We start from the raw sequence: 21,237 nt of genomic DNA, 5'->3' as shown, positions 1-21,237 counted from the left end.
AAGCAGAAAAGGCGTACCTTTCGGGGTGCGCCTTTTTTCGTTTAGCGACCGCGACAACCTTCGATATTGATTGCGCGATCATCGCCGATAATAGTGATGCGAACTTCTGACCGATCTAGTGCAAAGGGCTGCGCGTTTGGTGGAACCATTTCAACCTCGGCTGTCAACATCCGCCCTGACCGTTGCGTGGTGGCCTCGCTAATCCAGATTGATTGATCCGGTAATTCGACGACGGCGACTTCATTGTGTGAAAGCCGAGGCGCGTCAATGTCTGCGGATAGACGTAAACCATCGCGGATAGGGGCAATTTCGCAAATCACATTTGCAACGCCCGCTTGGTCGGCAGATTGCGGTTGCTGTGCTAGTGCTGTCGAAATAACAGAATCTGTCTGGCTTGCTGTAGCTGACAAAGTTGCTGAGACCGAAAATTCAAACGGTATGCAAATGTTTTCGCACACTCCGATATTGACCTGTGCATTCAATTGGATTTCGCCATCGGCCCGTATTGGTTGAAATGCGATCGGCAAAATGAGTTGATCATGATAGCCGACGGTGGTGATGCCCGCGGTGTCGAAGATATCGGGGCGTGGCCAGAAAATTTCTATCGCGTTTAGATTTCGTGAGCGAGACCAGTCAAATCGTGGCGGAATGCCTGCGTCCCCAGGTGCGCGCCAATAGGTTTTCCAACCTGGTGCGAGGTCGATTTGAATGGCCGCAATATGCGTACCGCTATCTGTCCTCCACCCCTGCAAAACTTGGGTTTCTACGATATTGTCGAGTGATTGGGCATACCCGGAAGTCGCGTAAGAAAACGTCAAAGCGATCACAAGGTGGGGCAGATTTTCAGTGCTAAATTTCATGTGGGAACAATAGCCTGTTGAATAGGAATGAAAAGTAACAAACCTGAGAACCAGGCGAATGAGATTGGCGCTGAGGCTTGCCAATCGGCGATAAAACGCGCATGTATTAACTATGACTGAGGTGCAGGGCGCAGAATATTTAAGCGGCAAGTTTCTTATTGCCATGCCAGGGATGGGTGATACCCGGTTTGAAAAATCCGTGGTGTTTCTATGCGCGCATTCTGAGGACGGCGCGATGGGGCTTATTGTGAATAAGCCCTCTGCAGACCTCCAATTTTCCGAAATGCTAGATCAACTTTCAATTGATGTAAAAGACGGTGTGGATACTCCGGATATCCATTTTGGTGGACCTGTTGAAATTGGTAGAGGTTTTGTGCTGCATACCACAGATTACGGAACACTAGAGTCCACTTTGCAGGTGGATGAACGGTTTTCGATGACGGCGACGCGTGATGTGCTTGAGGATATCGCACAAGGTCAAGGGCCAAATAAAGCGCTGTTGGCTTTGGGGTATTCTGGCTGGGGGGCCGGACAGCTTGAGACCGAGATCTCTTCGAACGGCTGGCTGATCTGCGACGCCTTGAGTGAAATCGTTTTTGATGAGCGTAACAGTTCAAAGTGGGAGGCGGCGCTGCGCTCAATGGGGGTAAACCCATTGCTTTTGGCTGCGTCTGCAGGGCACGCTTAGCTTAAACCAGCGGAAGCTCTGTCGTGAATTTTTTCTGACGAAGTACGAAATTTGTCACTGACGAACGGACGATTCCGAGGGCCAGTAAATCTTTCATCAGAAACTCTTCTAAGCCCTCAGCATCTGGCGCAACCACCTTTAACATGTAGTCATTGCTACCGGTGATCGAACAACATTCAATGATTTCATCAGTACGCGCGACAAAGCTGTCGAAAGCTTTGATCGTTTCTTCAGTATGTTCAAGCAATGAAACATGAACGTAGGCCATTGCATTTAATCCCAATGCACGGCGGTCGAGTAAGGCAACGTATTTGTCAATGACACCAGCTTCTTCGAGCTTGCGGATTCTTCGCCAGCAAGGAGAGGTCGACAGAGATGTTTGTGCAGCGAGATCTTGGATGCCAAGTTTTCCGTTCTTTTGTAAAAGGGCAAGTAATTGTCGGTCGAAATCATCTATGCTGGGCATCGCATACCTATTATATCTAGTTTTGAGGCATTTTTTACCCAATAATCGCAGCATGTACATGTAAAGGGAAGAATTTTTCTCTGATATCGGAAGATACTGCCTCTGGAAAAGGGGAAGTGGATGGCAAAAGAAACGCTTTATACGGCCAAACGGCCAGATGCATTGGGCAAGATCAGTTATTCGCAGAGCGAAAATGCCGTCTGGGCAGACTTGTATTCACAGCAAATGCCGATGGTGCGCAAACATGCTGCGCAGGTGTTCTTGGATGGACTGGGGCGCTTGGACATTCCACATGATCGGGTGCCTCAATGTTCTGAGGTGTCTAAAACATTGATGGAATTGACTGGATGGCGTGTTTCACCCGTTCCTGCGCTCATCGGGTTTGAGACATTTTTTAACATGCTTGCTGAAAAGATATTTCCTGCGGCGTCCTTTATTAGAAGTCGTGCGGATTTTGATTACATCGAAGAACCCGATATTTTTCATGAGATTTTTGGCCACACACCATTGCTAACAGATGCACGGTTCGCAGAGTTTTCACAGGCAATTGGTCGGGCAGGGCAACAGTGCGAAAAACAGGATTACAGTTGGTTGATCCGTCTCTATTGGTTCACAATTGAATTTGGGGTTACCCGTGAAAAAGGCGTGTTAAAGGCCTTGGGGTCTGGATTGGCATCGTCACCGAGCGAAATGGAGTGGAGTATGTCGAGCGACAGCCCAGAGTTTCGTCCATTTGACGTGTTGGATATTTTGCGTACCCCCTACCGTATTGATATTGCACAGCCGGTGTATTTTGTAATCGATGACTATGACCAACTATTTTCGGCGGCTAAGAGAAATTTGATCGCAGATATTGCACAGGCCCGAAAAATGGGTTTGCATGCCCCTAAATATCCGGAAAAGAAAGTATCTTAATGGCGGATCGAACGTTGCCTGCGGCACTCACCGTGGCCCAAGTTAAGGAAAATTTGCACGGTCTACATCCAGACTGGGAATTGGTTGCTGATGGCACTGCGATCGCGCGGAGGTTTGGCTATAAAGGGTTTGCAAAGGCTGTACAGATGGCAAACCTAGCGGCTTGGCTCGGAGACAAAATGGCTCATCACCCGGATATTTCATTCGGCTGGGGCTATTGTGTTGTGCGCTATACCACGCATGACATTGAGGGTCTTGCTCAGGCCGATTTTACCTGTGCTCAGCGCTTGGACGAACTCGTGGGGTGATCCAATTGTGTCCGCTTGCGCGGACGCGTGTTACCGGGAAAACCCCCAACCTGTCCTTCCCCCTAAAAAGGGGAAGGAACCCATCCTGACAGGTTATGCAGATGGGAGTTTTATGGCGATGTTTTTTGTTTGGACATAGTTCCACAGGGCTTCGCGGCCTTTTTCGCGACCATACCCAGATTTACCATATCCGCCAAACGGTGTCTCAACGCCGCCCGCATACCATTCGTTGACAAACACCTGGCCTGCTTTGATCTGGCGAGCAGCTGTTGTAGCGCGATCCAGGTCGCGAGTGAACACGCCACCCACAAGCCCGAAATTGGAATTGTTGGCGATTTTTACGGCTTCTGCATCTTCACGGAATTTGAGAACGGAAATAACCGGACCGAAGACTTCTTCCTGAGCGATGGTGTTGTCGGGGGCGACATCGGCAAACACCGTTGGAGCTAGATAAGCGCCGGGTAGATTAAGTTTGTGGCCGCCGGTGGCAGCTTTTGCGCCTTCTGAAATAGCGGTTTCACAAAGCCCCGCCGCCCGGTCGCGTTGCGAGACGGAGACCATGGAACCCATATTGGCGCCAACTTCAAGACGATCCAACCCCGGCCCGACGGAAAGTGATGTGGCGACAGATGTCATGCGCTCGACGAGCTCATCATGAATGCTTTCGTGGGCGATGACCCGGCTCATTGCAGAGCAAACCTGACCCGCGTTGAAAAATATGCCCCAACGCACGTCGTTCAGAAAGGCATCAATGTCAGCATCATTATGGACGATAGCAGCGGATTTTCCACCGAGTTCTAGTACACATGGCACCACATTTTGTGCTGCTGCGGTGGCAATACGAATGCCGGTGCCAACAGAGCCGGTGAATACGATATGATCCACGCCGGGATGGGCGGATAAAGCTGTGCCTGCTTCATGGCCATAGCCGCAGATGATATTTAGCGCGCCGGCGGGAAACCCTGCATATTCGGCGGCGTTGGCGAAATAAGTCGAAGCAAGCGGGGTAAGCTCAGGCGTTTTGACCACACAGGTGTTGCCTGTCGCAAACGCGGCGGAAATGCCTCGCGCGATCATTTCCAGCGGGAAATTCCACGGTATGATTTGGGCGGAAACACCACGAGGTTCATGTGTGGTGAAGTCAAAATACCCATCGCCAAGCGGGATTGATCGACCTTCAACGGTTTCAGCTTGATTGCCATAATATTCGAAATAACGTGCCGCACCTTCGATTTCGATTTTGCTTTCCCAGATAGGTTTGCCAGCCTCATGGGTGAGAGCGAGCGCAATTTCGTCGATGTGAGCAAGAAGGTAGTCACCGATTTTTCGCACCATGCGACCACGCAAGACCGGGCGCATTGCAGAGAGTTCACCACTTTCATGCACACGGCGCGCGGCCATGACAGCACGATCAACATCGCCAGCATCCGCAAGGGCAACTTCGGCGGCGACGCCTCCGGTTCCAGGATTATCCACGGTCAGACGTCCAGCGGCGCCATCGACCCATGCACCGTCAATGTAGTTCTTCCAATATGGTTTGATTGAAGATGTCATGTTGGGACCTTTACATATGTGTCGAGTTTCGATGAACTTTCTAGGAAAAGTGTCTTGAAAACTGATCTGTTCGCGACAAACGCAGGTCAATGCGCGCCTTTTGTGCGGTCAAAATCAGCACATTGACAGGGGCAAAATTGCGCATATCGTTCAGATGAAAATGTAAGAGAATGAACCTATTTGTAAAGGGATAACATGCAGGAACAAGGGTTAAGAGACGTGCTAAGAGCAGCTGAACAAGTGGCACGTGCGGTACCTGAATTAGATGCGTTCATTCGGTGGCCATCTTCTATGGCTTATAATCCGCGAGACCGTAATTTGATCGCAGGAGTTGAGGAACTACGCGCCCATCCCGGATGCGCTAGTGCTTTGACGATGCCTTTGCAGCGCGCGCTAATCGCGGCGGCGGAAGATGTGGAATGGCGCCTTACCTATTCAGAAGAAGAGGTAGGGGCGGATTTTCTCAGTCGGTTTGGTTGGTTTGAGCTCGCGGGACCACATGAAGGCCACTTCATCACCGATGAGACACGGATGACCGTCGGATATTGGGGGCCAAACCTGCATTATCCTTGGCATCTTCATGAGCCTGAAGAGCTGTATTTTATTGTTTCGGGGGAGGCCATGTTTGAAGTGGAAGGCCAGGCGCCCAAACTTTTGAGGGCAGGCGATACTGCGTTTCATGGGGCCAATCAGCCGCACGCGATGACGACCCACGATAGTGGGTTATTGGCATTTGTACTTTGGCGCGGCGCAGGGTTGGCGGATCCGCCACGTATGGGGAACGAATGATGGAGGGGTTGAGGCGTTCTTTATGTGAACTCGCCCGTTCCAGTGGTGAAGATCTTGCTTGGTTTGCGGATCAAATCGAAGATGCCCCGCTAAAGAACGTGCAATCGCGAAACTTACCCATGTGCGATTTACTTCCTGAGATACTGGTTCACTCAGGCAAAGCGACATCTAACGTAGTTTCTGAATTGCTTGGTGTGCGAAGGGGTCTTCGATGGCAGCAAAGTTATTCGGAAGAAGATGGTTTTACGCGGGAGTATCTTGATGCTTATGGCTGGGTGAATTTTGCTTCACCGGAAGGCATTTATCTCTCTGAAACCGTTCGTGTAACAATCGGGTACTGGGGGGCAGGGCTGCAGTATCGTGAACACAATCACGTACCGGAAGAGTTTTATGTTGTTCTCGCTGGTAACGCGATTTTTCACAGTGAAGGAAGGTCGCCGCGTGCGTGTGGCCCTGGCGATGTCGTGCACCACAAGCCTTATCAAAATCATAGTATTGATATGTCTCCAGGGCCGTTATTAGCAGCGGCATTTTGGCGAGGGGATGATTTGCTCGCAAAATCTGATTTGGGTTAGCGGCGTTGGGTGCAACGGCTATACATTCTGATCCATGCAGGTTAAAAGCGGCGTAATCTCATTGCTTTTCATGCTCACAGGAATAAACCGATGTGCTCTGCCTCTGTTCTTGATCAACTGCGCGATATGACCACTGTTGTGGCAGATACCGGCGATATTGCCGCTATTCAGCGCCTGAACCCTATTGACGCGACAACGAATCCATCACTGATTTTGAAAGCGGCGCAAATGCCGGAATACGCCGATTTGATTGCGGCGGCCATCGCACGGGTTGAACGTGGCGACAAATCCGAAGCTGAAGTTATCAGTGAAGCCATCGATCAGATCGGTGTGGGCTTTGGATCCGAAATTGTGAAACTGGTGCCAGGTCGCGTTTCAATCGAAGTTGATGCACGTCTGTCATTTGATACGGATGCCACAATCGCAAAAGCCCGCAATATCATTTCATTGTTCAAAGAGGCTGGTGTTGAGAAAGATCGTTTGCTGATCAAAATCGCAGCGACATGGGAAGGTATCCGTGCCGCAGAGGTGTTGGAAGCCGAGGGTATCAATTGTAACCTAACCTTGATCTTTGGTTTTGCCCAAGCACGCGCCTCAGCCGAAGCTGGCGCATATTTGATTTCGCCTTTTGTTGGTCGCATTTTGGATTGGTTCAAAAAGGCCAACCCGGGTACAGAGTATACCGCAGAAACCGATCCTGGTGTGGTGTCCGTTACCAGCATCTATAACTACTTCAAAACCCATGGATTTAATACCATCGTGATGGGTGCTAGCTTTAGAAATACTGGCGAGATCAAAGCGTTGGCAGGCTGTGATAACCTCACTATCGGCCCGGCATTGCTGGATGAGCTAGAGGCTGAAATCGCAGAATTGCCCCGCGCATTGACAGACAATGGCGCAACGTCAGAACAAGAGCCAAAGCTGGATGAAAAAGCATTCCGTTGGGCGATGAACGATGATGCTATGGCGACCGAAAAGCTTGCAGAAGGTATTCGAGGATTTGCAGCGGATTCCGAAAAACTTGAGGTAATTCTGCGCGGTATGATTTAAGTCCGACTACGGGCTAAAGCCGCGCTCTTCATTCGAAGGGCGCGGCTTTTTTGTGGATTATCAAAAAATACCAGCAGATGTTTTTGTGGGAAATCATGAAAATACAGGTTGGGTTTTGGGGGACTTGCGGTTTTGATAGCAGTAAGTTGTTGAAGGATTTAGAATGACATCCCGCACGTATTATGCCCCTGAGGGTGGTTTGCCGGCACAATCAGAAATGTTGACTGGGCAGGCAGTTTTTAAAGACGCCTATGCTGTTTTGCCCGCAGGGACGATGCGCGATATCACCACCAGTTTTCTACCATTTTGGGATAATACCCGTTTGTGGGTCATTGCACGTCCGATGTCGGGGTTTTCAGAAACCTTTTCACATTACATCATGGAAGTCGGACCAGAGGGCGGGAGTGATCGACCTGAATTGAATGTTGAGGCTCAAGGTGCGATCTTCGTTGTGGATGGTCAGGTTGCGATCACCTGTAGTGGCCAAACCCATACATTGACAGCAGGTGGGTTTGCGTATGTACCCGCTGGCGCAGAGTGGGGCTTGCGTAATCTCAGTGATACCAAAGCGACATTCCACTGGATTCGCAAAGCCTATGAGGCTGTAGATGGCCTAGAATATCCAGAGTTTTATGTGACTTCGGATCATGATGTGACCCCAAACGCGATGCCCGACACCAATGGGGCATGGGCGACGTCACGGTTTATGGATCCAAATGATATGCGGTTTGACATGCATATTACCATTGTGACGTTTGAACCGGGCGGCGTTATCCCTTTTATGGAAACACACGTCATGGAGCATGGGTTATACGTGTTGGAAGGCAAAGCCGCGTATAAGCTGAACCAAGACTGGGTGGAGGTCGAAGCAGGTGATTATATGTGGCTGCGCGCCTTTTGCCCACAGGCGTGTTACACGGGTGGTCCAGGGCGTTTTCGTTACCTGCTATATAAAGACGTCAATCGGCATATGAAGCTGCCGTTCTAATCGGTAGAGAAGGGGATTACCCTTCTTCACTACCGTTAGAATAGCTCGAGATCAGTTCGAGCCCCTTGCCAACCATCTGATCCAAACCGCTTCGTAAACCATCAACCCAGGCGACATAACCTGTAATTTGGCTTTCAAATTGCGGGAACTGGGCAATAATTTCAGGGGCTTTTGCATAAACGAAATATGCGAGAATAAATAAGATAATCGTCAAGGCAAACCCAATGCGAAACCCGCCGCGCGAAGCTTTTTCCGCTGTCTCAGTTATTTCGCCGTCGCCTTCAAAATCATCACGATCCTCAGATGCGCGCAAAGTTGAATTAATATCTTCGATATCGGGTAGTAGTTCACGCCGACGCGCGGGTTCGCTAGAATTTGTCGTGACAGCCGCTCCGCCACGCAAACGTGCGGTGCGGGCTTCTATCGCTTCGCGTCTCCGATCCTCTTCCGTTGGGGTGGCGTTTTCTAACCCCAGATCAGGCTGCGTTTCTATTGCACTCGGGGCATCGCCGCTACGGGCACGCGCTTCAAACTCGGCTTCTTCGCGCAATACGTTCAACACGCTTTCATCAACGGAACGTCGCGAAGCAGGCGGAGGCGTCATTGCCGATTCGTCTTCTTCAGAATCCGAAAAATCGTCATGAACGTGTTGCTCTGCTTCTGGCGCGACTTCGGCTGATAGAACCAAATCGTCTTCAGGGGCCTCACCAAAAGGGTTTTCGAACCATGTATGGCCGCAGTTTGAACACTGCACATCCCGGCCATGATCAGGGATGACGCCGTTTGCGACTTCGTATTGGGCATCGCAATTTGGACATGTCAGACGCATATTTCCCGCCCCCTGCGGTACATTTGCTAGTATTGTCTTGTATATTAAGCATATTTAACAACATAGGCGCAATCTTCCAAGCAAATGCGCGCCTGATCATTGAAACTTCCGTCAAGCTTAGGCAAAACAGACACAATTATTCCGTTTGGATTGGGGCGCACACGTGATTGAGCTTGAAAATGTGGCGTATAGCTATAGCGGGGGCGAATTGCTCTCGGGGATTTCGCTCAAACTGGCACCGGGGTCGTTTCATTTTCTGACGGGTCCGTCAGGGGCAGGAAAATCAACGTTCCTAAAGCTGTGTTACCTTGAGTTATCCGCAACAGCAGGCCAAACGCGCGTTTTTGGTGAAAACACTCGAAATATGACACGCGACGATATTGCGCGTCATCGTCGTCGTATTGGTGTCGTCCACCAAGATTGTCAATTTCTAGATCACCTTTCGATTGCTGAAAACGTGGCGCTGCCGCTGACCGTCGCGGGGCGTGATGTCGGGGCGGAGGCACAAAACCTACATGAGCTTCTAAGTTGGGTCGGATTGGAACATCAAGCCGATGCATTGCCACCAGAACTGTCCGGCGGTGAACGTCAGCGTGCGGCTTTGGCACGGGCTGTTATCATGTCGCCAGATGTTATACTGGCGGATGAACCGACCGGTAATGTGGATTGGGAAATGTCACAAAGGTTGTTACAGCTTTTGGTCGAACTTAACCGGATGGGTAAAACCGTCATGATCGCTACGCATGATTTATCTTTGATCCGGGCTGCAAAATCTCAGGTCAACGCGCGTGTTCTGCGCATAGCAAATCGCCGGTTGCAATTGGCGGGGGCGGTCCTGTGAAGATGCTGCAAGATTTTATCGCTGGGATACGGGACTTTTCAAAAGGCGATTCCCAAGCAGATCGCGTCGTCCCGCCGACCGGATTTACGGCGCGATTGACTGTTTTTGCGGCGGCAGCAATGGCGTTTCTTGCTGTATTTGCCTTGGCGCTTTCGCTTGCTTCGGGGCGACTTGCACAGCGTTGGGGGGATGAATTGGCTCGCAGTTCGACCATTCGTATTTCTGCACCAGCCGGACAAATGGATGCTCAAACTTCTGCGACTTTAGAAGTACTAAGAACAACGCCGGGCGTTGCCTCTGCGCGCGCGCTTGATCGTGAGGAACAAACCGCATTGCTTGAGCCTTGGTTCGGGCCGGATCTTCCGCTTGATGCGCTGCCCGTACCGCAACTGATCGAGGTGATCGAAGAGGGTGACGGTTTTGATTCCGATGGATTGCGGCTGAGGTTGGCGGGCGAAGTACCGGGGGCCGTGTTGGATGATCACACCAGATGGCGCGCACCACTTGTTCGGGCGGCAAGTCGTTTGCGTACGCTTGGCTGGATCTCAATTTTATTGATTGGGGCGACTATGGCGGCAATGATTACTTTGGCCGCAAATGCCGCTTTGGCTGCGAATTTGCAGGTGATCCGCGTATTGCGGCTCGTCGGGGCGTTGGATGTTTATATTGCGCGCGCGTTTGTACGCCGCTTTACAACGCGCGGATTTATTGGCGCAGCTGCGGGAACTGGGGTTGGAATGGTCTTGTTATTACTTCTACCGAGTGCGCAAACCAATGGCGGTTTTTTGACTGGCCTCGGATTTCAAGGGTGGCACTGGGTTCTACCGTTGCTCATTCCACCATTTGCCGCACTTGTTTCATTTTGGGCGACACGCGCTGCAGCGCTGCGCACCCTCGGAGGATTGACCTGATGTGGAAAGCTGTTCAATGGGTGCGAAGCCTTATTTTTATTGTGCAGATGTATGTCATGCTCGCGATTGTGGGGTTTGGTGGTATTCCATTGGTTTGGATCAATCGGCGTTGGGTTTACGGGATCATTCGGTTCTACTGTAACTATGTGCGTTGGTCGGCGTCTTGGATGGTTGGTCTGAAAAGCGAAATTCGCGGGGAGGTGCCCCAAGATGGTGTTCTCGTTGCGGCTAAACACCAGAGCTTTTTTGATATTTTGTTGATTGCCGCTGCGGTGCCTCGATTGCGGTTTATCATGAAAAAAGAACTTAAGTGGGCACCAGTGATTGGGACTTATGCGAAATTCACCGACACGATCCCCGTGGATCGAGGAAAACGGGGCCAAGCGATTAAAGATATGATCCGCGCGGTGAAAAAGGGGGCAGGCACCCCAAGCCAATTGGTGATTTACCCCCAAGGTACGCGTGTCGCAGCCGGTGTGAAAAAGCCTTACAAAGTTGGTGCAGGCGTGCTGTATGCCGCAACAAAGCAGGATGTTGTTCCAGTAGCGACCAACGTAGGTGTGTTCTGGAAGCGCCACGGCATTATGCGCTATCCCGGTGTGGCTGTGGTAGAATTCCTGCCACGTATCCCCGCAGGGAAGAGCGCGGACGAAATCACCAAGGAGTTGGAGGATGTGATCGAAACGGCATCCGATACCCTTATGGAAGAGGCGGGTTTTACCCTGCCTAAACAATAGCGCAAAAAAGGAGCGCCCCATGACACCAATCCAAAGTATTGAAGATCTTGAGGCGCTGTACGGAACACCGGGCGAAGCGTCTTTGGTCAAAGTTGCGCATCATTTGACACCAACCTATCGGGCTTGGATCGCGCAGAGCAGGTTTTGTGTTGTTTCAACCGTTGGAGTTGAGGGAACTGATGGATCGCCACGCGGAGATAACGGCCCCGTGGTTCAGGAGTTAGACGAAAAAACGCTACTGATGCCGGATTGGCGCGGAAATCAGCGCCTGGATACTCTGCGGAATATTGTATCAGATGGCCGCGTTTCATTGATGTTTTTTGTGCCTGGTTCTAACACCGTTATTCGGGTGAATGGCACGGCTGTATTAACAGCGGATAGTGAGGTTTGTTCGCAATTTGAACAGGCAGGGAAACATCCCGTGACCGTCATGGTGATCACTATTTCTGAGGTGTATTCGCAATGCGCCCGTGCATTGTTGCGGGCCAAAACTTGGACGTCAGGTGACCAAAGCGATGGTTTGCCGACAGTCGGGGATATGCTTAAGGAAATGACATCAGGGGCGATTGATGGCGCGGCCTACGATTCAGAATGGGCTGGACGCGCTGCAAAGACGATGTGGTGATTTGACGAGAGAAAAGAACGACGGATGCTGCTTTTTACAGTCAGTATCCGTCGTATTTTAAAACTAAGCCGCGAGGCCTTTAGAACCCAAATCAAGATATTTTTGACGACGATCTTTGACGAGATCTGATTTGTCTAAGTCTTTGAGCTCAGATACTGCAGCCCTAAGGGCGTCACCAACCGCTTCGATCACGGCATGACGGTCACGCTGCGCACCACCAACTGGTTCAGAGATGATCCCATCAGCCACACCAAGTTTGCGCAAATCTTGGGCGGTAAGGCGAAGCGCTTCGGCGGCTTCGCGCATTTTTTCGGCATCTTTCCATAGGATAGACGCGCAACCCTCTGGTGAAATGACCGAATAAACAGAATGTTCAAGCATGAGGATGCGATTGCCGGTGGCAAAAGCAACGGCACCGCCTGATCCACCTTCGCCGATAATGACGGAAATAAGTGGGACTTTAACCTGAAGGCATTTTTCAGTTGAGCGCGCGATGGCCTCTGATTGACCACGCTCTTCTGCACCGCGACCCGGATACGCGCCGGGTGTGTCTACCAAAGTGATAATGGGCAGGCCAAATTTATCGGCCATTTCCATCAGTCTGATAGCTTTGCGGTAACCCTCAGGGCGGGCCATGCCGAAGTTACGGGAAATGCGGGATTTCGTGTCGTTGCCTTTTTCATGGCCGATGACCATGACCGGCACATCGCCAAGGCGTGCCAACCCACCCATAACAGCATGGTCATCCGCAAAATTGCGATCACCGGCGAGGGGAGTGTATTCCGTGAATAAAGCTTCGATATAGTCTTTGCAGTGTGGACGGTCAGGATGGCGGGCAACCTGACATTTGCGCCAAGGCGTGAGGTCCTTGTACAAATCAACCAATAAATCCGCAGCTTTCTTATCGAGTGCGGCGGCCTCTTCTTCGACATCCATCTCTTCATTGGACCTTGCGAGCGCACGCAGTTCTTCTGCTTTGCCTTCGATTTCCGCAAGAGGTTTTTCAAATTCGAGATAGTGGTTCATGGATCGCCCCGTCAAAGATATCTGCGATATATGGAGGAGCTCTTGCCAAATTGCAACTCATCGACTGAGGGGAAAAGTTTCTCGTAAACTCCAAGTCGGCAAGATTTGTGAATTCTGAGTGTGCCATCTATCAATTGGGAACAAACCAAAGAGACAACCACATGACCTTATACGAAAAACGCATTTTACGGGTGCTTGAGTATATACACGATAATCCAGCGGGCGATTTATCGCTGGATCAATTGGCTGACGTGGCGGCGATGTCGCGGTTCCATTGGCATCGTGTGTTTCACGGGATGACCGGCGAAACTTGCGCACAAGCGGTGCGCCGGGTGCGCCTTCACCGGGCGGCCTGTTGGCTGGTGCAAAAAGATTGGTCCATTGGCGAAATTGCTAAAAAAGTGGGGTATCCAAATGTGCAAAGCTTTACGCGTGCTTTTCGTGACGGGTTTGGGGTGTCTCCGGGGGTGTTCCGAAAGCGTGGTGTGATTGGTGCACCGCCAAAACTTACCCCATTGGAGAGAGAAAAGATGTTTGAAGTAAATGTTGAACAGGTCGAAGCACGTCGGTTGGCTGCGACGCCACACAAAGGTCCCTACATAGAGATAGGTGGCGCTTTTGAAAAAATTTCCGCGATCGCAGGGCTACGTGGGCTATGGCCACAAGTCGAAGGTATGGTTGGGGTTTACTATGACGATCCCAATGCTGTCGCTGAAGCAGATTTGAGATCCCACGCCGGATTGCAAATCTCAGCAGCAGCGGCAATGCCGGAAGGATTGGAAGAGGTTCAATTGCCCGCAGGCAAACATGCTGTTCTTTTGTTTAAGGGGCCATATGCTGGATTAAGGTCAGCTTATGATTACATGTTTGGTGAATGGGTGCCAAAGGCTGCGCATGAATTAGCGCATAGCCCAAGCTATGAGGTCTATTTGAACTCTCCTGCGGATACGGCACCAGAAGAACTGCTGACACAAATCTGCGTTCCGTTGGTGTAAAAGAGTCAAATAGAACGCCGTTGGCGTGCTTAGTATCTCAGGGCTTTCCCTTTGGGAGAGTCCTTCGGATGTCGCTTGGCGCATATGTAGCGTTTAGATGAATTGACGAAGCGCTGTTTCTGGAGATGTTAAAATCGCCGCCGTGCAATCTGCTAAGAGTGGTGCTGCCCCAGCCATGGACGCTTGGGCAATGACAACGCAGTTTGTATCAGGATGGTCTGCCAAATAGGCACGAATAGCCCCTGCAACACATGCTGTGAATGCTTCAGTTTCACCCGCCTCGAAGAGTGGCCAAAATTCCGTAAGGGGTTTGGATATAATTTCAGCGTCTGTTTCGGCTGCTGTAATGCAAGCCTCAAGCAACAATGTACTTGGTGCGCGGGTGCTGTCGAGTGCGTAAACCATCAAGATTTTGCCGCCTAATGCAGCGGCTTTTTCCATCATTGGGCGATCAATGCGGATTGCACCTAATGTCTCTGCGAGTGGCCCTAACGTAGTGCAGGTGCACAAAACAGGGGCGTCAGATGCTTCTATGAGTATTTTCATTTCAGTGGCTAGATCATCCGTGATGCCGTCGCTGATAGCACGCGACAGCCAGTCTGAGTGAACATGTTGCGTTAGGGACAGATTTGTTCCCAGCGCGGCATTCAATGTGACAAATGTTTCGCTGTGAACCGGAGAGGTGTGCAGCAAGGTCAAGGCGCGGGTCATCAAAGTGTTTCTTTCGTTGGGCAGGTTGGCCCCGACCCACAATCGGATGCACAGGGCAAGAGCCCCGTGCATCGCGCTGTTTTTTCAATTTTGCAAGTCTTATCCGTTAATCATCTCAGATTGACGCACGATGACTTCGGCCTGTTTGATAGATGCAATGTCAACAAGGCGGCCCTTGTAAACGGTTGCGCCTTCGCCGTTTGCTTTGGCTTGTTCCATGGCTGCCAGAATTTCACGCGCCTCTGTGACTTGGGCTTCGGAGGGGGTGAACACTTCGTTTGCGATTGCGATTTGTTTTGGATGGATCGCCCATTTTCCGACCATGCCAAGCGTAGCTGAGCGGCGCGCTTGTGCGCGAAAGCCTTCATCATCTGAGAAATCGCCAAACGGACCATCAACTGGCAAAACACCGTGGGTGCGGCAGGCCGCAACAATAGCTGCGTGTGCCCAATGCCATGGATCTGACCAATGTTTTTGGCCGTCTTGGATCATGTAGTAATTTTCCTGAGTGCCACCAATGCCAGTTGTCTGCATGCCCATTGAGGCTGCAAAATCGGCTGCACCAAGAGACATGGCTTGAAGGCGCGGGGATGAAGCGGCTATTTCTTCAACATGCGCAATGCCAGCAGCGGATTCGATAATAACCTCAAACGAGATTGGTGTTTTACGACCCGTAGCGGCCTCAATTGCAGTGACGAGTGCATCAACCGCATAGACATCAGCAGCACAGCCAACTTTGGGGATCATGATTTGATCGAGTCGTTCACCGCATTGCTCTAGCAGAGCAACAACGTCGCGATACCAAAAAGGTGTATCCAGCCCGTTTATGCGAACGGACATGTATTTATTGCCCCAATCTACGGTATTGATTGCCTCAATGACATTGGCGCGGGCGCTATCTTTGTCAGTGGGCGCAACGGAATCTTCGAGGTCGAGATTGATAACGTCTGCTGCGCTGGATGCCATTTTTTCGAAAATTGCAGGGCGGGATCCTGGGCCAAACAATTGGCAACGGTTCGGGCGTGCAGGTGCGGTAGGCTGAAGGCGGAAGCTCATGTTGCGGGCCTTTGTAATTAAGTTTCGTTTTTTGCTGCTGATTGGATATGTTGTTGCTCTTCGGCTTGCAAGAACTTTTGCGGTTGCAGCAGAATATTCTGCGCTGCGGAATTTCGCATAAGTCGAATTCTACTTTAGGTAATGGGCGACGAAAGATTCGAGTATCGTTACGTGGAAACGTGCGTGTTTGTTTCGATTGATGGAATAATCTACGGAAAATTGCGCAAATTTGGATTGTTCCGTTGCAAATAATTCGCTATCAGCGCGAAATCTTGCAAAAAACTTCGTGTTGATTTGTTGGATACTGGCATTCAAATTTTTCTGGGGATACCGTCATGATCGAAACACCATACCTCTTGTTCCTCGGCGATGCGCCGGATCAACTGGCCGCGAAAGTTGCCATTGGCATTAAAGATTGGCGTCCTGACAACGCTTTGGGGCAAATTCGTCTTGAAGGCTGCGGTGCAGACCTTGGTTTGACGGATATGACATTGGCTGAGGCCAAAGAAGCTGGTGCAAAAACACTGGTGATTGGTGTGGCCAATCGTGGTGGCGTCATTTCCGACGCTTGGAAAGCGGTTCTGATCGAAGCTCTCGAAATGGGTTACGATCTGGCGTCTGGCTTGCACAATCTTTTGCGCGACGAAGGCGATCTGATTGCAGCGGCCCAAACACATGGCGGCACCTTGCATGACGTGCGCGTTCCAACAGTTGGCTATCCGATTGCGAATGGCAAAAAACGCTCTGGTAAGCGTTGTCTTGCGGTTGGGACAGATTGTTCCGTCGGTAAAATGTACACAGCATTGTCTGTGGATGCAGAGATGCAAAAACGTGGCCAGAAATCAACGTTCCGTGCGACGGGCCAAACTGGTATCTTGATCACCGGTCATGGTGTGCCGTTGGATGCAGTCATTGCTGACTTTATGGCGGGATCCGTTGAATATTTGACACCTGACAACGATGACGATCACTGGGATCATATCGAGGGGCAGGGCTCTTTGTTCCACGTGTCCTATTCTGGTGTGACAATGGCGTTGATCCACGGTGGCCAACCAGACGCATTGATCCTTTGTCATGAACCAACACGTAGCCATATGCGTGGTTTGCCTGAGTATGACCTGCCAACATTGCAGCAATTACGCGACACAGCATTGCCAATCGCACGTGTTGCAAACCCTGCCTGCCAAGTTGTCGGCATCTCTGTGAACACACAGCACTTGTCCGAAGACGAAGCTGTGGCGTACTTGGCGAAAGTCGAAGAAGAAATGGGTCTGCCAGCCGTTGATCCATTCCGCCACGGCGCAGGTCGCCTTGTTGATGCGCTTGACGCAGTTTAATTAATGTTCGGGCGCGGTTGATCCGCGCCCGAATTGCGTTCAAACAGGCCCAAATGGGTTTGTTTCCCAATCTAGCTATAGGCGCATCATGAAAATTTCTGTTTCACCTGACACTTTTAAGCTCGCGCAGGTTTTTACCATTTCGCGTGGATCACGCACCGAGGCCAAAGTTCTTACGGTTAAAGTGGAAAAAAATGGTGTCGTTGGATGGGGGGAATGTGTTCCCTATGCGCGCTATGACGAAACACTTGAAAGTGTGACTGCGGAAATTGAGGCCCTGTCTGGGGATATTACCCGACAAGCGCTTTATGATTTGCTCCCTGCAGGTGCTGCGCGTAATGCTGTCGATTGTGCGCTGTGGGATCTAGAGGCGAAAACAGCAGGTAAACGCGTGTGGGAATTACTTGGATTGCCTGCGCCCAAGCCTGAAATTACGGCTTATACGTTATCGCTGGATACGCCTGAGAAAATGCAAATCCAGGCGGCTGAAAACGCTTTCCGTCCGCTGTTAAAGATCAAACTTGGTACGCCTGACGACATGCCCCGGCTCGAAGCCGTGCGTGCTGGCGCGCCGAAATCTAAGATCATTGTTGACGCGAATGAAGGCTGGAGTGCTGAGGTTTATTCTGAGCTAGCACCGCATATGGTGCGCTTAGGCGTGCAATTGGTTGAACAACCAATGCCTGCGGGCCAAGATCAGATGCTTGCGGAAATTGAACGCCCGCTGCCTGTTTGCGCGGATGAAAGCTGCCATGATCGCAGCAGCCTTCCTGATCTGAAGGGCAAATATGATGTTATCAACATCAAACTGGATAAAACCGGTGGCCTGACCGAAGCTTTGGCCTTGCGTGAGGCAGGGATCGAGCAAGGGTATGGTGTGATGGTTGGGTGTATGGTCGGATCCTCACTCGCTATGGCGCCGGCGACGCTTGTTGCGCAAGGTGCGGCAGTGACAGACCTTGACGGGCCGCTTTTGTTGGCCGAAGACCGTGATGAACCTTTGAAATTTGATGCCGAAGGCGTGCACGCGCCCGAAGCTGCACTTTGGGGCTGAGGAGACACCAATGAGCCGCACAGTTTATGTGAATGGGCAGTATCTGCCAGAAGAAGACGCAACTGTTTCCATCTTTGACCGTGGGTTTTTGATGGCTGACGGTGTTTATGAAGTCACCAGCGTGCTGGATGGAAAACTGTTGGAATTCGACGGCCATCTAAAGCGCCTTGAACGGTCTTTGAATGAACTCGGTATGGATAAGCCTGAAGCGTTTGATGGCCTGTTGGAAATCCACCGCGAATTGGTTGCGCGTAACAATGTTGACCAAGGCGGAGTGTATCTTCAGATCACTCGAGGTGCTGCGGATCGGGATTTTGTTTTCCCTAAGGATGCGAAACCAACTTTGGTAATGTTCACGCAGTCAAAACCATTGCTGGATACTGCCGCGTCTGAAAACGGCCTAAAAGTCATTTTCCTAGAAGATATTCGTTGGGGACGCCGGGATATCAAAACTGTGCAGTTGTTATACCCATCTATGGGTAAAATGATGGCGAAAGCCGAAGGCTGCGATGATGCTTGGCTGGTTGAAGATGGCTTTGTGACTGAAGGTACGTCTAACAACGCCTATATTGTTAAAGATGGCAAAATCATCACCCGCGATTTGTCGACGGACATTTTGCACGGGATCACCCGCGCGTCCATTTTGAAATACGCTGAAGAAGCGCAGATGGTCTTTGAGGAGCGTCCCTTTACCCCTGAAGAAGCGAAAGAGGCGGATGAGGCCTTTATTTCCTCAGCCTCTACTTTTGTAATGCCGATTGTTGAAATTGATGGATCAACTATTGGCGACGGTAAGCCAGGGGCAACGACCCAACGCTTGCGCGAAATCTACATTGAGGAAAGTCGTAAACGGGCGATCTAAGCGCCCCTTTCACGTCCCACCCACCCGCCCTGACGTTCGAGGGGCGCTGGCCACCCAATAGGGTGGCCTTTTCTTTGTGCAATCGCGACATTCCTGACGGATTTGACCGGTTTTCATCCTCTTTGCTCCATAAGCTGTGAAAAAGAGAGGAAGCGATATGAAGCCTTTGGATGGAATCCGGGTGCTTGATCTGACCCATGTGTTTGCAGGCCCATTTTGTACGTACCAATTGGGGGTTCTCGGTGCGGATGTTATCAAGATTGAACCAGCGGATCAGCCCGATATGTCGCGGATTGAGGGGGCTGACACGGAATTGAATCGTCAACAGATGGGGCTGTCTTTTCAGGGGCAATCTGCTGGTAAACGTGCCATGGCCGTTGATCTTAAATCTGAAGCTGGCAGAACCATTTTTCATAAACTGGTTCAGACCGCCGATGTTGTGGTGCAAAATTACACAACCGATTGTCTTATATCGTTGGGGTTGGATTATGACACACTGAGCACTGTAAATCCAAAGCTGATCTATTGTTCTATCAGTGGATTTGGGCGCAGTGGGGATAAGGCAAGTGACCCAGCCTATGATATTGTGGTGCAGGCCTTTGTAGGTGCTATGGCATCGAATGGAGAAATCGGCGCGCCGCCACTTCGTATTGGACCGCCTGTTGTTGATTACGGAACTGGGGCGCAGGCGGCGATGGCGGTATTGGCTGCTTTATTCGGGCGCGAACGTACCGGGGATGGGCGTTACATTGACGTGTCGATGGCTGACAGTGCCTTGATGCTGATGAATGCCAATGCAATGACGGCAGAGGCGACGGGAAGGTCGGTAAAACCGCATGGAAATCGGGATCCATCGCTTGCGGGATACGGTGCATATGAAACGGCAGATGGGATGCTGATGATTGGTGCCTATACAAATGCGCAATATGCAAATTTAATGTTGGCGCTTGGGAATTCTGATGCAGCGGAGGAGATACGCTTAACTGATCGCGCGGTTATTTCCCAGCGTTACGATGTCGATGTGGCGTTTCTAGAGGGGGTGTTAAAAGAAAAAACTGCTGATGCGTGGGAGGTATTGTTAAATAAACACCACGTTCCCGCTGCCCGTGTTCGAACGATGAATGAGGCGTTAAATCACCCCCAGCTTTCTGATCGTTCGGTATTGCAGCGTGTGGAAGGTGCCAGCCACCGCTACACAGTTGCTGGATTTACATTCGATCGAGGCGGGCCAAGTGTCGAGGCATTACCGCCGAGATTTGGGCAGCACAGTCTGGAAATACTGGAGGAACTTGGTATCGACCGCGTAACTCAAGAAAAGTTGCTGAAAGAGGGTGTCGTTGCGACGTAAGGGCTTGCGCTGGCCGGAACAACGCCGACCAGCAGAGAGATTAGATTTTACCCACGTTTTCCTCAAAAGCCTTTTTAAACGCTTCTTGTTTTTCCGGACTCGCGTCTGTTTGGTAATTTTTTTTCCACTCCGTCATTGTCATGCCGTAGTAAATTTCGCGAGCTTCGTTTTTATCCATTTCGATGCCACGCTCGTTTGCGGCCTCTTGATACCAACGGCTTAGGCAGTTGCGGCAAAACCCCGTTAAATTCATCATGTCGATGTTTTGTACGTCGGTGCGTTTTTCCATCAAGTGTTCACGAAGCGTACGGAATGCTGCGGCTTCGATTTCGATTTGAGTCTGCTTGTCCATTTATCTGCCTTTCTAGAGGGTGCGTTTCGCATAAGTCGCGCGAACGATGTCATGGATGTCGACAGAAAGGCTACCCACATCTGTAAGCGTTTCAGCCAATCGGGCGAGTAAGGTTGTGGTGAGTTCAGATTTAGTCTCTAAAGATCGACCATCCAGAAGAGAAATATTTGCGTGCAGGAACGCCTGATTATCTGTGCCAATCTTGGCGTGGGTATATGGTATAGCGCGTACTTTAATTGCGCTTGCATCAGGAAACACACCCGAAGTTTCAGCCCAGTGAAATACAACTTCACATAGAGTGTCTATGTCGTGACTACTTTGAATTTCTGCAGAGTACTCGAGAACGATGTGAGGCATGGC

At 50.8% G+C, this 21,237-nt stretch carries 25 protein-coding genes; 16 read left to right on the top strand and 9 right to left on the bottom strand.

What is annotated here, in order from left to right:
• Window positions 1-41: 41 nt before the first annotated feature.
• The gene (locus G9C99_RS07805; RefSeq protein ID WP_166416878.1) at window positions 42-860 is read right to left on the bottom strand and encodes a protein-disulfide reductase DsbD domain-containing protein; all 819 of its coding nucleotides are present in this window, start codon (window positions 858-860) and stop codon (window positions 42-44) included.
• A 112-nt stretch (window positions 861-972) separates the two neighbouring features.
• Here G9C99_RS07805 and G9C99_RS07800 point away from each other — a divergent pair, with 112 nt between their 5' ends.
• Entirely contained in the window at window positions 973-1,548 is a 576-nt protein-coding gene (locus G9C99_RS07800; RefSeq protein ID WP_166416877.1) for a YqgE/AlgH family protein, read from the top strand.
• A 1-nt stretch (window position 1,549) separates the two neighbouring features.
• Here the strand turns inward: G9C99_RS07800 and G9C99_RS07795 are convergent, their stop codons facing one another.
• Entirely contained in the window at window positions 1,550-2,014 is a 465-nt protein-coding gene (locus G9C99_RS07795; protein WP_166416876.1) for an Lrp/AsnC family transcriptional regulator, read from the bottom strand.
• A 120-nt stretch (window positions 2,015-2,134) separates the two neighbouring features.
• Here G9C99_RS07795 and phhA point away from each other — a divergent pair, with 120 nt between their 5' ends.
• Together phhA and G9C99_RS07785 are read left to right on the top strand one after the other, a co-directional pair.
• Entirely contained in the window at window positions 2,135-2,929 is a 795-nt protein-coding gene (phhA, locus tag G9C99_RS07790) for a phenylalanine 4-monooxygenase (RefSeq protein ID WP_166416875.1), read from the top strand.
• Window positions 2,929-3,237: a 4a-hydroxytetrahydrobiopterin dehydratase gene (locus tag G9C99_RS07785; RefSeq protein WP_166416874.1), complete on the top strand. Its 309-nt coding sequence runs from the start codon at window positions 2,929-2,931 to the stop codon at window positions 3,235-3,237. Before phhA ends, G9C99_RS07785 begins: the two co-directional genes overlap by 1 nt.
• A 93-nt stretch (window positions 3,238-3,330) precedes the next feature.
• Here G9C99_RS07785 and G9C99_RS07780 read toward each other — a convergent pair whose 3' ends face one another.
• Window positions 3,331-4,791, bottom strand: coding sequence for an aldehyde dehydrogenase family protein (locus G9C99_RS07780; RefSeq protein WP_166416873.1), 1,461 nt, complete (start codon window positions 4,789-4,791; stop codon window positions 3,331-3,333).
• A gap of 195 nt (window positions 4,792-4,986) precedes the next feature.
• On the opposite strand from G9C99_RS07780, the gene G9C99_RS07775 reads away from it, so the two are divergent.
• From G9C99_RS07775 to G9C99_RS07760, 4 genes are all read left to right on the top strand, one after another.
• A complete protein-coding gene (locus tag G9C99_RS07775; RefSeq protein WP_166416872.1) occupies window positions 4,987-5,580 on the top strand; it encodes a dimethylsulfonioproprionate lyase family protein in 594 nt (197 codons plus the stop codon).
• The gene (locus tag G9C99_RS07770; RefSeq protein WP_166416871.1) at window positions 5,577-6,155 is read left to right on the top strand and encodes a dimethylsulfonioproprionate lyase family protein; all 579 of its coding nucleotides are present in this window, start codon (window positions 5,577-5,579) and stop codon (window positions 6,153-6,155) included. The genes G9C99_RS07775 and G9C99_RS07770 overlap by 4 nt, the downstream gene beginning before the upstream one ends.
• Before the next feature lie 90 nt (window positions 6,156-6,245).
• Window positions 6,246-7,205, top strand: coding sequence for a transaldolase (tal, locus tag G9C99_RS07765; RefSeq protein ID WP_166416870.1), 960 nt, complete (start codon window positions 6,246-6,248; stop codon window positions 7,203-7,205).
• Window positions 7,206-7,368: 163 nt separating this feature from the next.
• The gene (locus tag G9C99_RS07760) at window positions 7,369-8,193 is read left to right on the top strand and encodes a bifunctional allantoicase/(S)-ureidoglycine aminohydrolase (RefSeq protein ID WP_166416869.1); all 825 of its coding nucleotides are present in this window, start codon (window positions 7,369-7,371) and stop codon (window positions 8,191-8,193) included.
• A 16-nt stretch (window positions 8,194-8,209) separates the two neighbouring features.
• Here the strand turns inward: G9C99_RS07760 and G9C99_RS07755 are convergent, their stop codons facing one another.
• Window positions 8,210-9,022 carry a zinc-ribbon domain-containing protein gene (locus G9C99_RS07755; RefSeq protein ID WP_166416868.1) on the bottom strand — a complete coding sequence of 271 codons (813 nt, stop codon included), beginning with the start codon at window positions 9,020-9,022 and terminating at the stop codon, window positions 8,210-8,212.
• A 163-nt stretch (window positions 9,023-9,185) separates the two neighbouring features.
• Between G9C99_RS07755 and G9C99_RS07750 the strand changes: the two genes are divergently transcribed.
• Genes G9C99_RS07750 through G9C99_RS07735 form a run of 4 tightly spaced genes read left to right on the top strand, consistent with a single transcriptional unit; the run spans window position 9,186 to window position 12,136 of the window.
• Complete coding sequence (locus G9C99_RS07750) at window positions 9,186-9,863, top strand: cell division ATP-binding protein FtsE (protein WP_166416867.1); 678 nt, start codon at window positions 9,186-9,188, stop codon at window positions 9,861-9,863.
• 2 nt (window positions 9,864-9,865) lie between these two features.
• On the top strand, window positions 9,866-10,774 hold the full coding sequence (locus G9C99_RS07745) for a cell division protein FtsX (protein ID WP_166417124.1): 909 nt from the start codon (window positions 9,866-9,868) through the stop codon (window positions 10,772-10,774).
• The gene (locus tag G9C99_RS07740; RefSeq protein ID WP_166416866.1) at window positions 10,774-11,511 is read left to right on the top strand and encodes a lysophospholipid acyltransferase family protein; all 738 of its coding nucleotides are present in this window, start codon (window positions 10,774-10,776) and stop codon (window positions 11,509-11,511) included. Before G9C99_RS07745 ends, G9C99_RS07740 begins: the two co-directional genes overlap by 1 nt.
• A 19-nt stretch (window positions 11,512-11,530) precedes the next feature.
• Window positions 11,531-12,136 (top strand): pyridoxamine 5'-phosphate oxidase family protein, encoded by a 606-nt coding sequence (locus G9C99_RS07735; protein ID WP_166416865.1) that lies wholly within the window; start codon window positions 11,531-11,533, stop codon window positions 12,134-12,136.
• A 63-nt stretch (window positions 12,137-12,199) separates the two neighbouring features.
• On the opposite strand, the gene G9C99_RS07730 is transcribed toward G9C99_RS07735, so the two are convergent.
• Window positions 12,200-13,162, bottom strand: coding sequence for an acetyl-CoA carboxylase carboxyltransferase subunit alpha (locus G9C99_RS07730; RefSeq protein WP_166416864.1), 963 nt, complete (start codon window positions 13,160-13,162; stop codon window positions 12,200-12,202).
• A 161-nt stretch (window positions 13,163-13,323) separates the two neighbouring features.
• Between G9C99_RS07730 and G9C99_RS07725 the strand changes: the two genes are divergently transcribed.
• Complete coding sequence (locus G9C99_RS07725; protein ID WP_166416863.1) at window positions 13,324-14,157, top strand: AraC family transcriptional regulator; 834 nt, start codon at window positions 13,324-13,326, stop codon at window positions 14,155-14,157.
• Between the two features lie 93 nt (window positions 14,158-14,250).
• Here G9C99_RS07725 and G9C99_RS07720 read toward each other — a convergent pair whose 3' ends face one another.
• A complete protein-coding gene (locus tag G9C99_RS07720) occupies window positions 14,251-14,868 on the bottom strand; it encodes a hypothetical protein (RefSeq protein WP_166416862.1) in 618 nt (205 codons plus the stop codon).
• Window positions 14,869-14,967: 99 nt separating this feature from the next.
• Window positions 14,968-15,924, bottom strand: coding sequence for an L-malyl-CoA/beta-methylmalyl-CoA lyase (locus G9C99_RS07715; protein WP_166416861.1), 957 nt, complete (start codon window positions 15,922-15,924; stop codon window positions 14,968-14,970).
• Between the two features lie 335 nt (window positions 15,925-16,259).
• Between G9C99_RS07715 and dgcN the strand changes: the two genes are divergently transcribed.
• The 4 genes from dgcN to G9C99_RS07695 all read left to right on the top strand — a co-directional run bounded on the left by dgcN (window position 16,260) and on the right by G9C99_RS07695 (window position 20,525).
• Complete coding sequence (gene dgcN / locus G9C99_RS07710) at window positions 16,260-17,261, top strand: N-acetyltransferase DgcN (protein ID WP_166416860.1); 1,002 nt, start codon at window positions 16,260-16,262, stop codon at window positions 17,259-17,261.
• Between the two features lie 88 nt (window positions 17,262-17,349).
• Window positions 17,350-18,315, top strand: a complete 966-nt coding sequence (gene dgcA, locus G9C99_RS07705) for an N-acetyl-D-Glu racemase DgcA (protein ID WP_166416859.1) — start codon at window positions 17,350-17,352, stop codon at window positions 18,313-18,315.
• 10 nt (window positions 18,316-18,325) lie between these two features.
• Window positions 18,326-19,177 carry a D-amino-acid transaminase gene (locus tag G9C99_RS07700; protein WP_166416858.1) on the top strand — a complete coding sequence of 284 codons (852 nt, stop codon included), beginning with the start codon at window positions 18,326-18,328 and terminating at the stop codon, window positions 19,175-19,177.
• A 157-nt stretch (window positions 19,178-19,334) separates the two neighbouring features.
• Window positions 19,335-20,525: a CaiB/BaiF CoA transferase family protein gene (locus G9C99_RS07695; RefSeq protein ID WP_166416857.1), complete on the top strand. Its 1,191-nt coding sequence runs from the start codon at window positions 19,335-19,337 to the stop codon at window positions 20,523-20,525.
• Window positions 20,526-20,565: 40 nt separating this feature from the next.
• Here G9C99_RS07695 and G9C99_RS07690 read toward each other — a convergent pair whose 3' ends face one another.
• Window positions 20,566-20,877 carry a DUF1244 domain-containing protein gene (locus G9C99_RS07690; protein ID WP_166416856.1) on the bottom strand — a complete coding sequence of 104 codons (312 nt, stop codon included), beginning with the start codon at window positions 20,875-20,877 and terminating at the stop codon, window positions 20,566-20,568.
• A gap of 12 nt (window positions 20,878-20,889) precedes the next feature.
• Window positions 20,890-21,234, bottom strand: coding sequence for a 5-carboxymethyl-2-hydroxymuconate Delta-isomerase (locus G9C99_RS07685; protein ID WP_166416855.1), 345 nt, complete (start codon window positions 21,232-21,234; stop codon window positions 20,890-20,892).
• Window positions 21,235-21,237: the final 3 nt, after the last annotated feature.

Origin of the sequence: Cochlodiniinecator piscidefendens (genome assembly GCF_011326755.1) — a bacterium.
In the GTDB taxonomy this organism is placed as follows: Bacteria; Pseudomonadota; Alphaproteobacteria; order Rhodobacterales; family Rhodobacteraceae; genus Cochlodiniinecator; species Cochlodiniinecator piscidefendens.
This window is presented reverse-complemented; position numbering and strand designations above follow the sequence as displayed.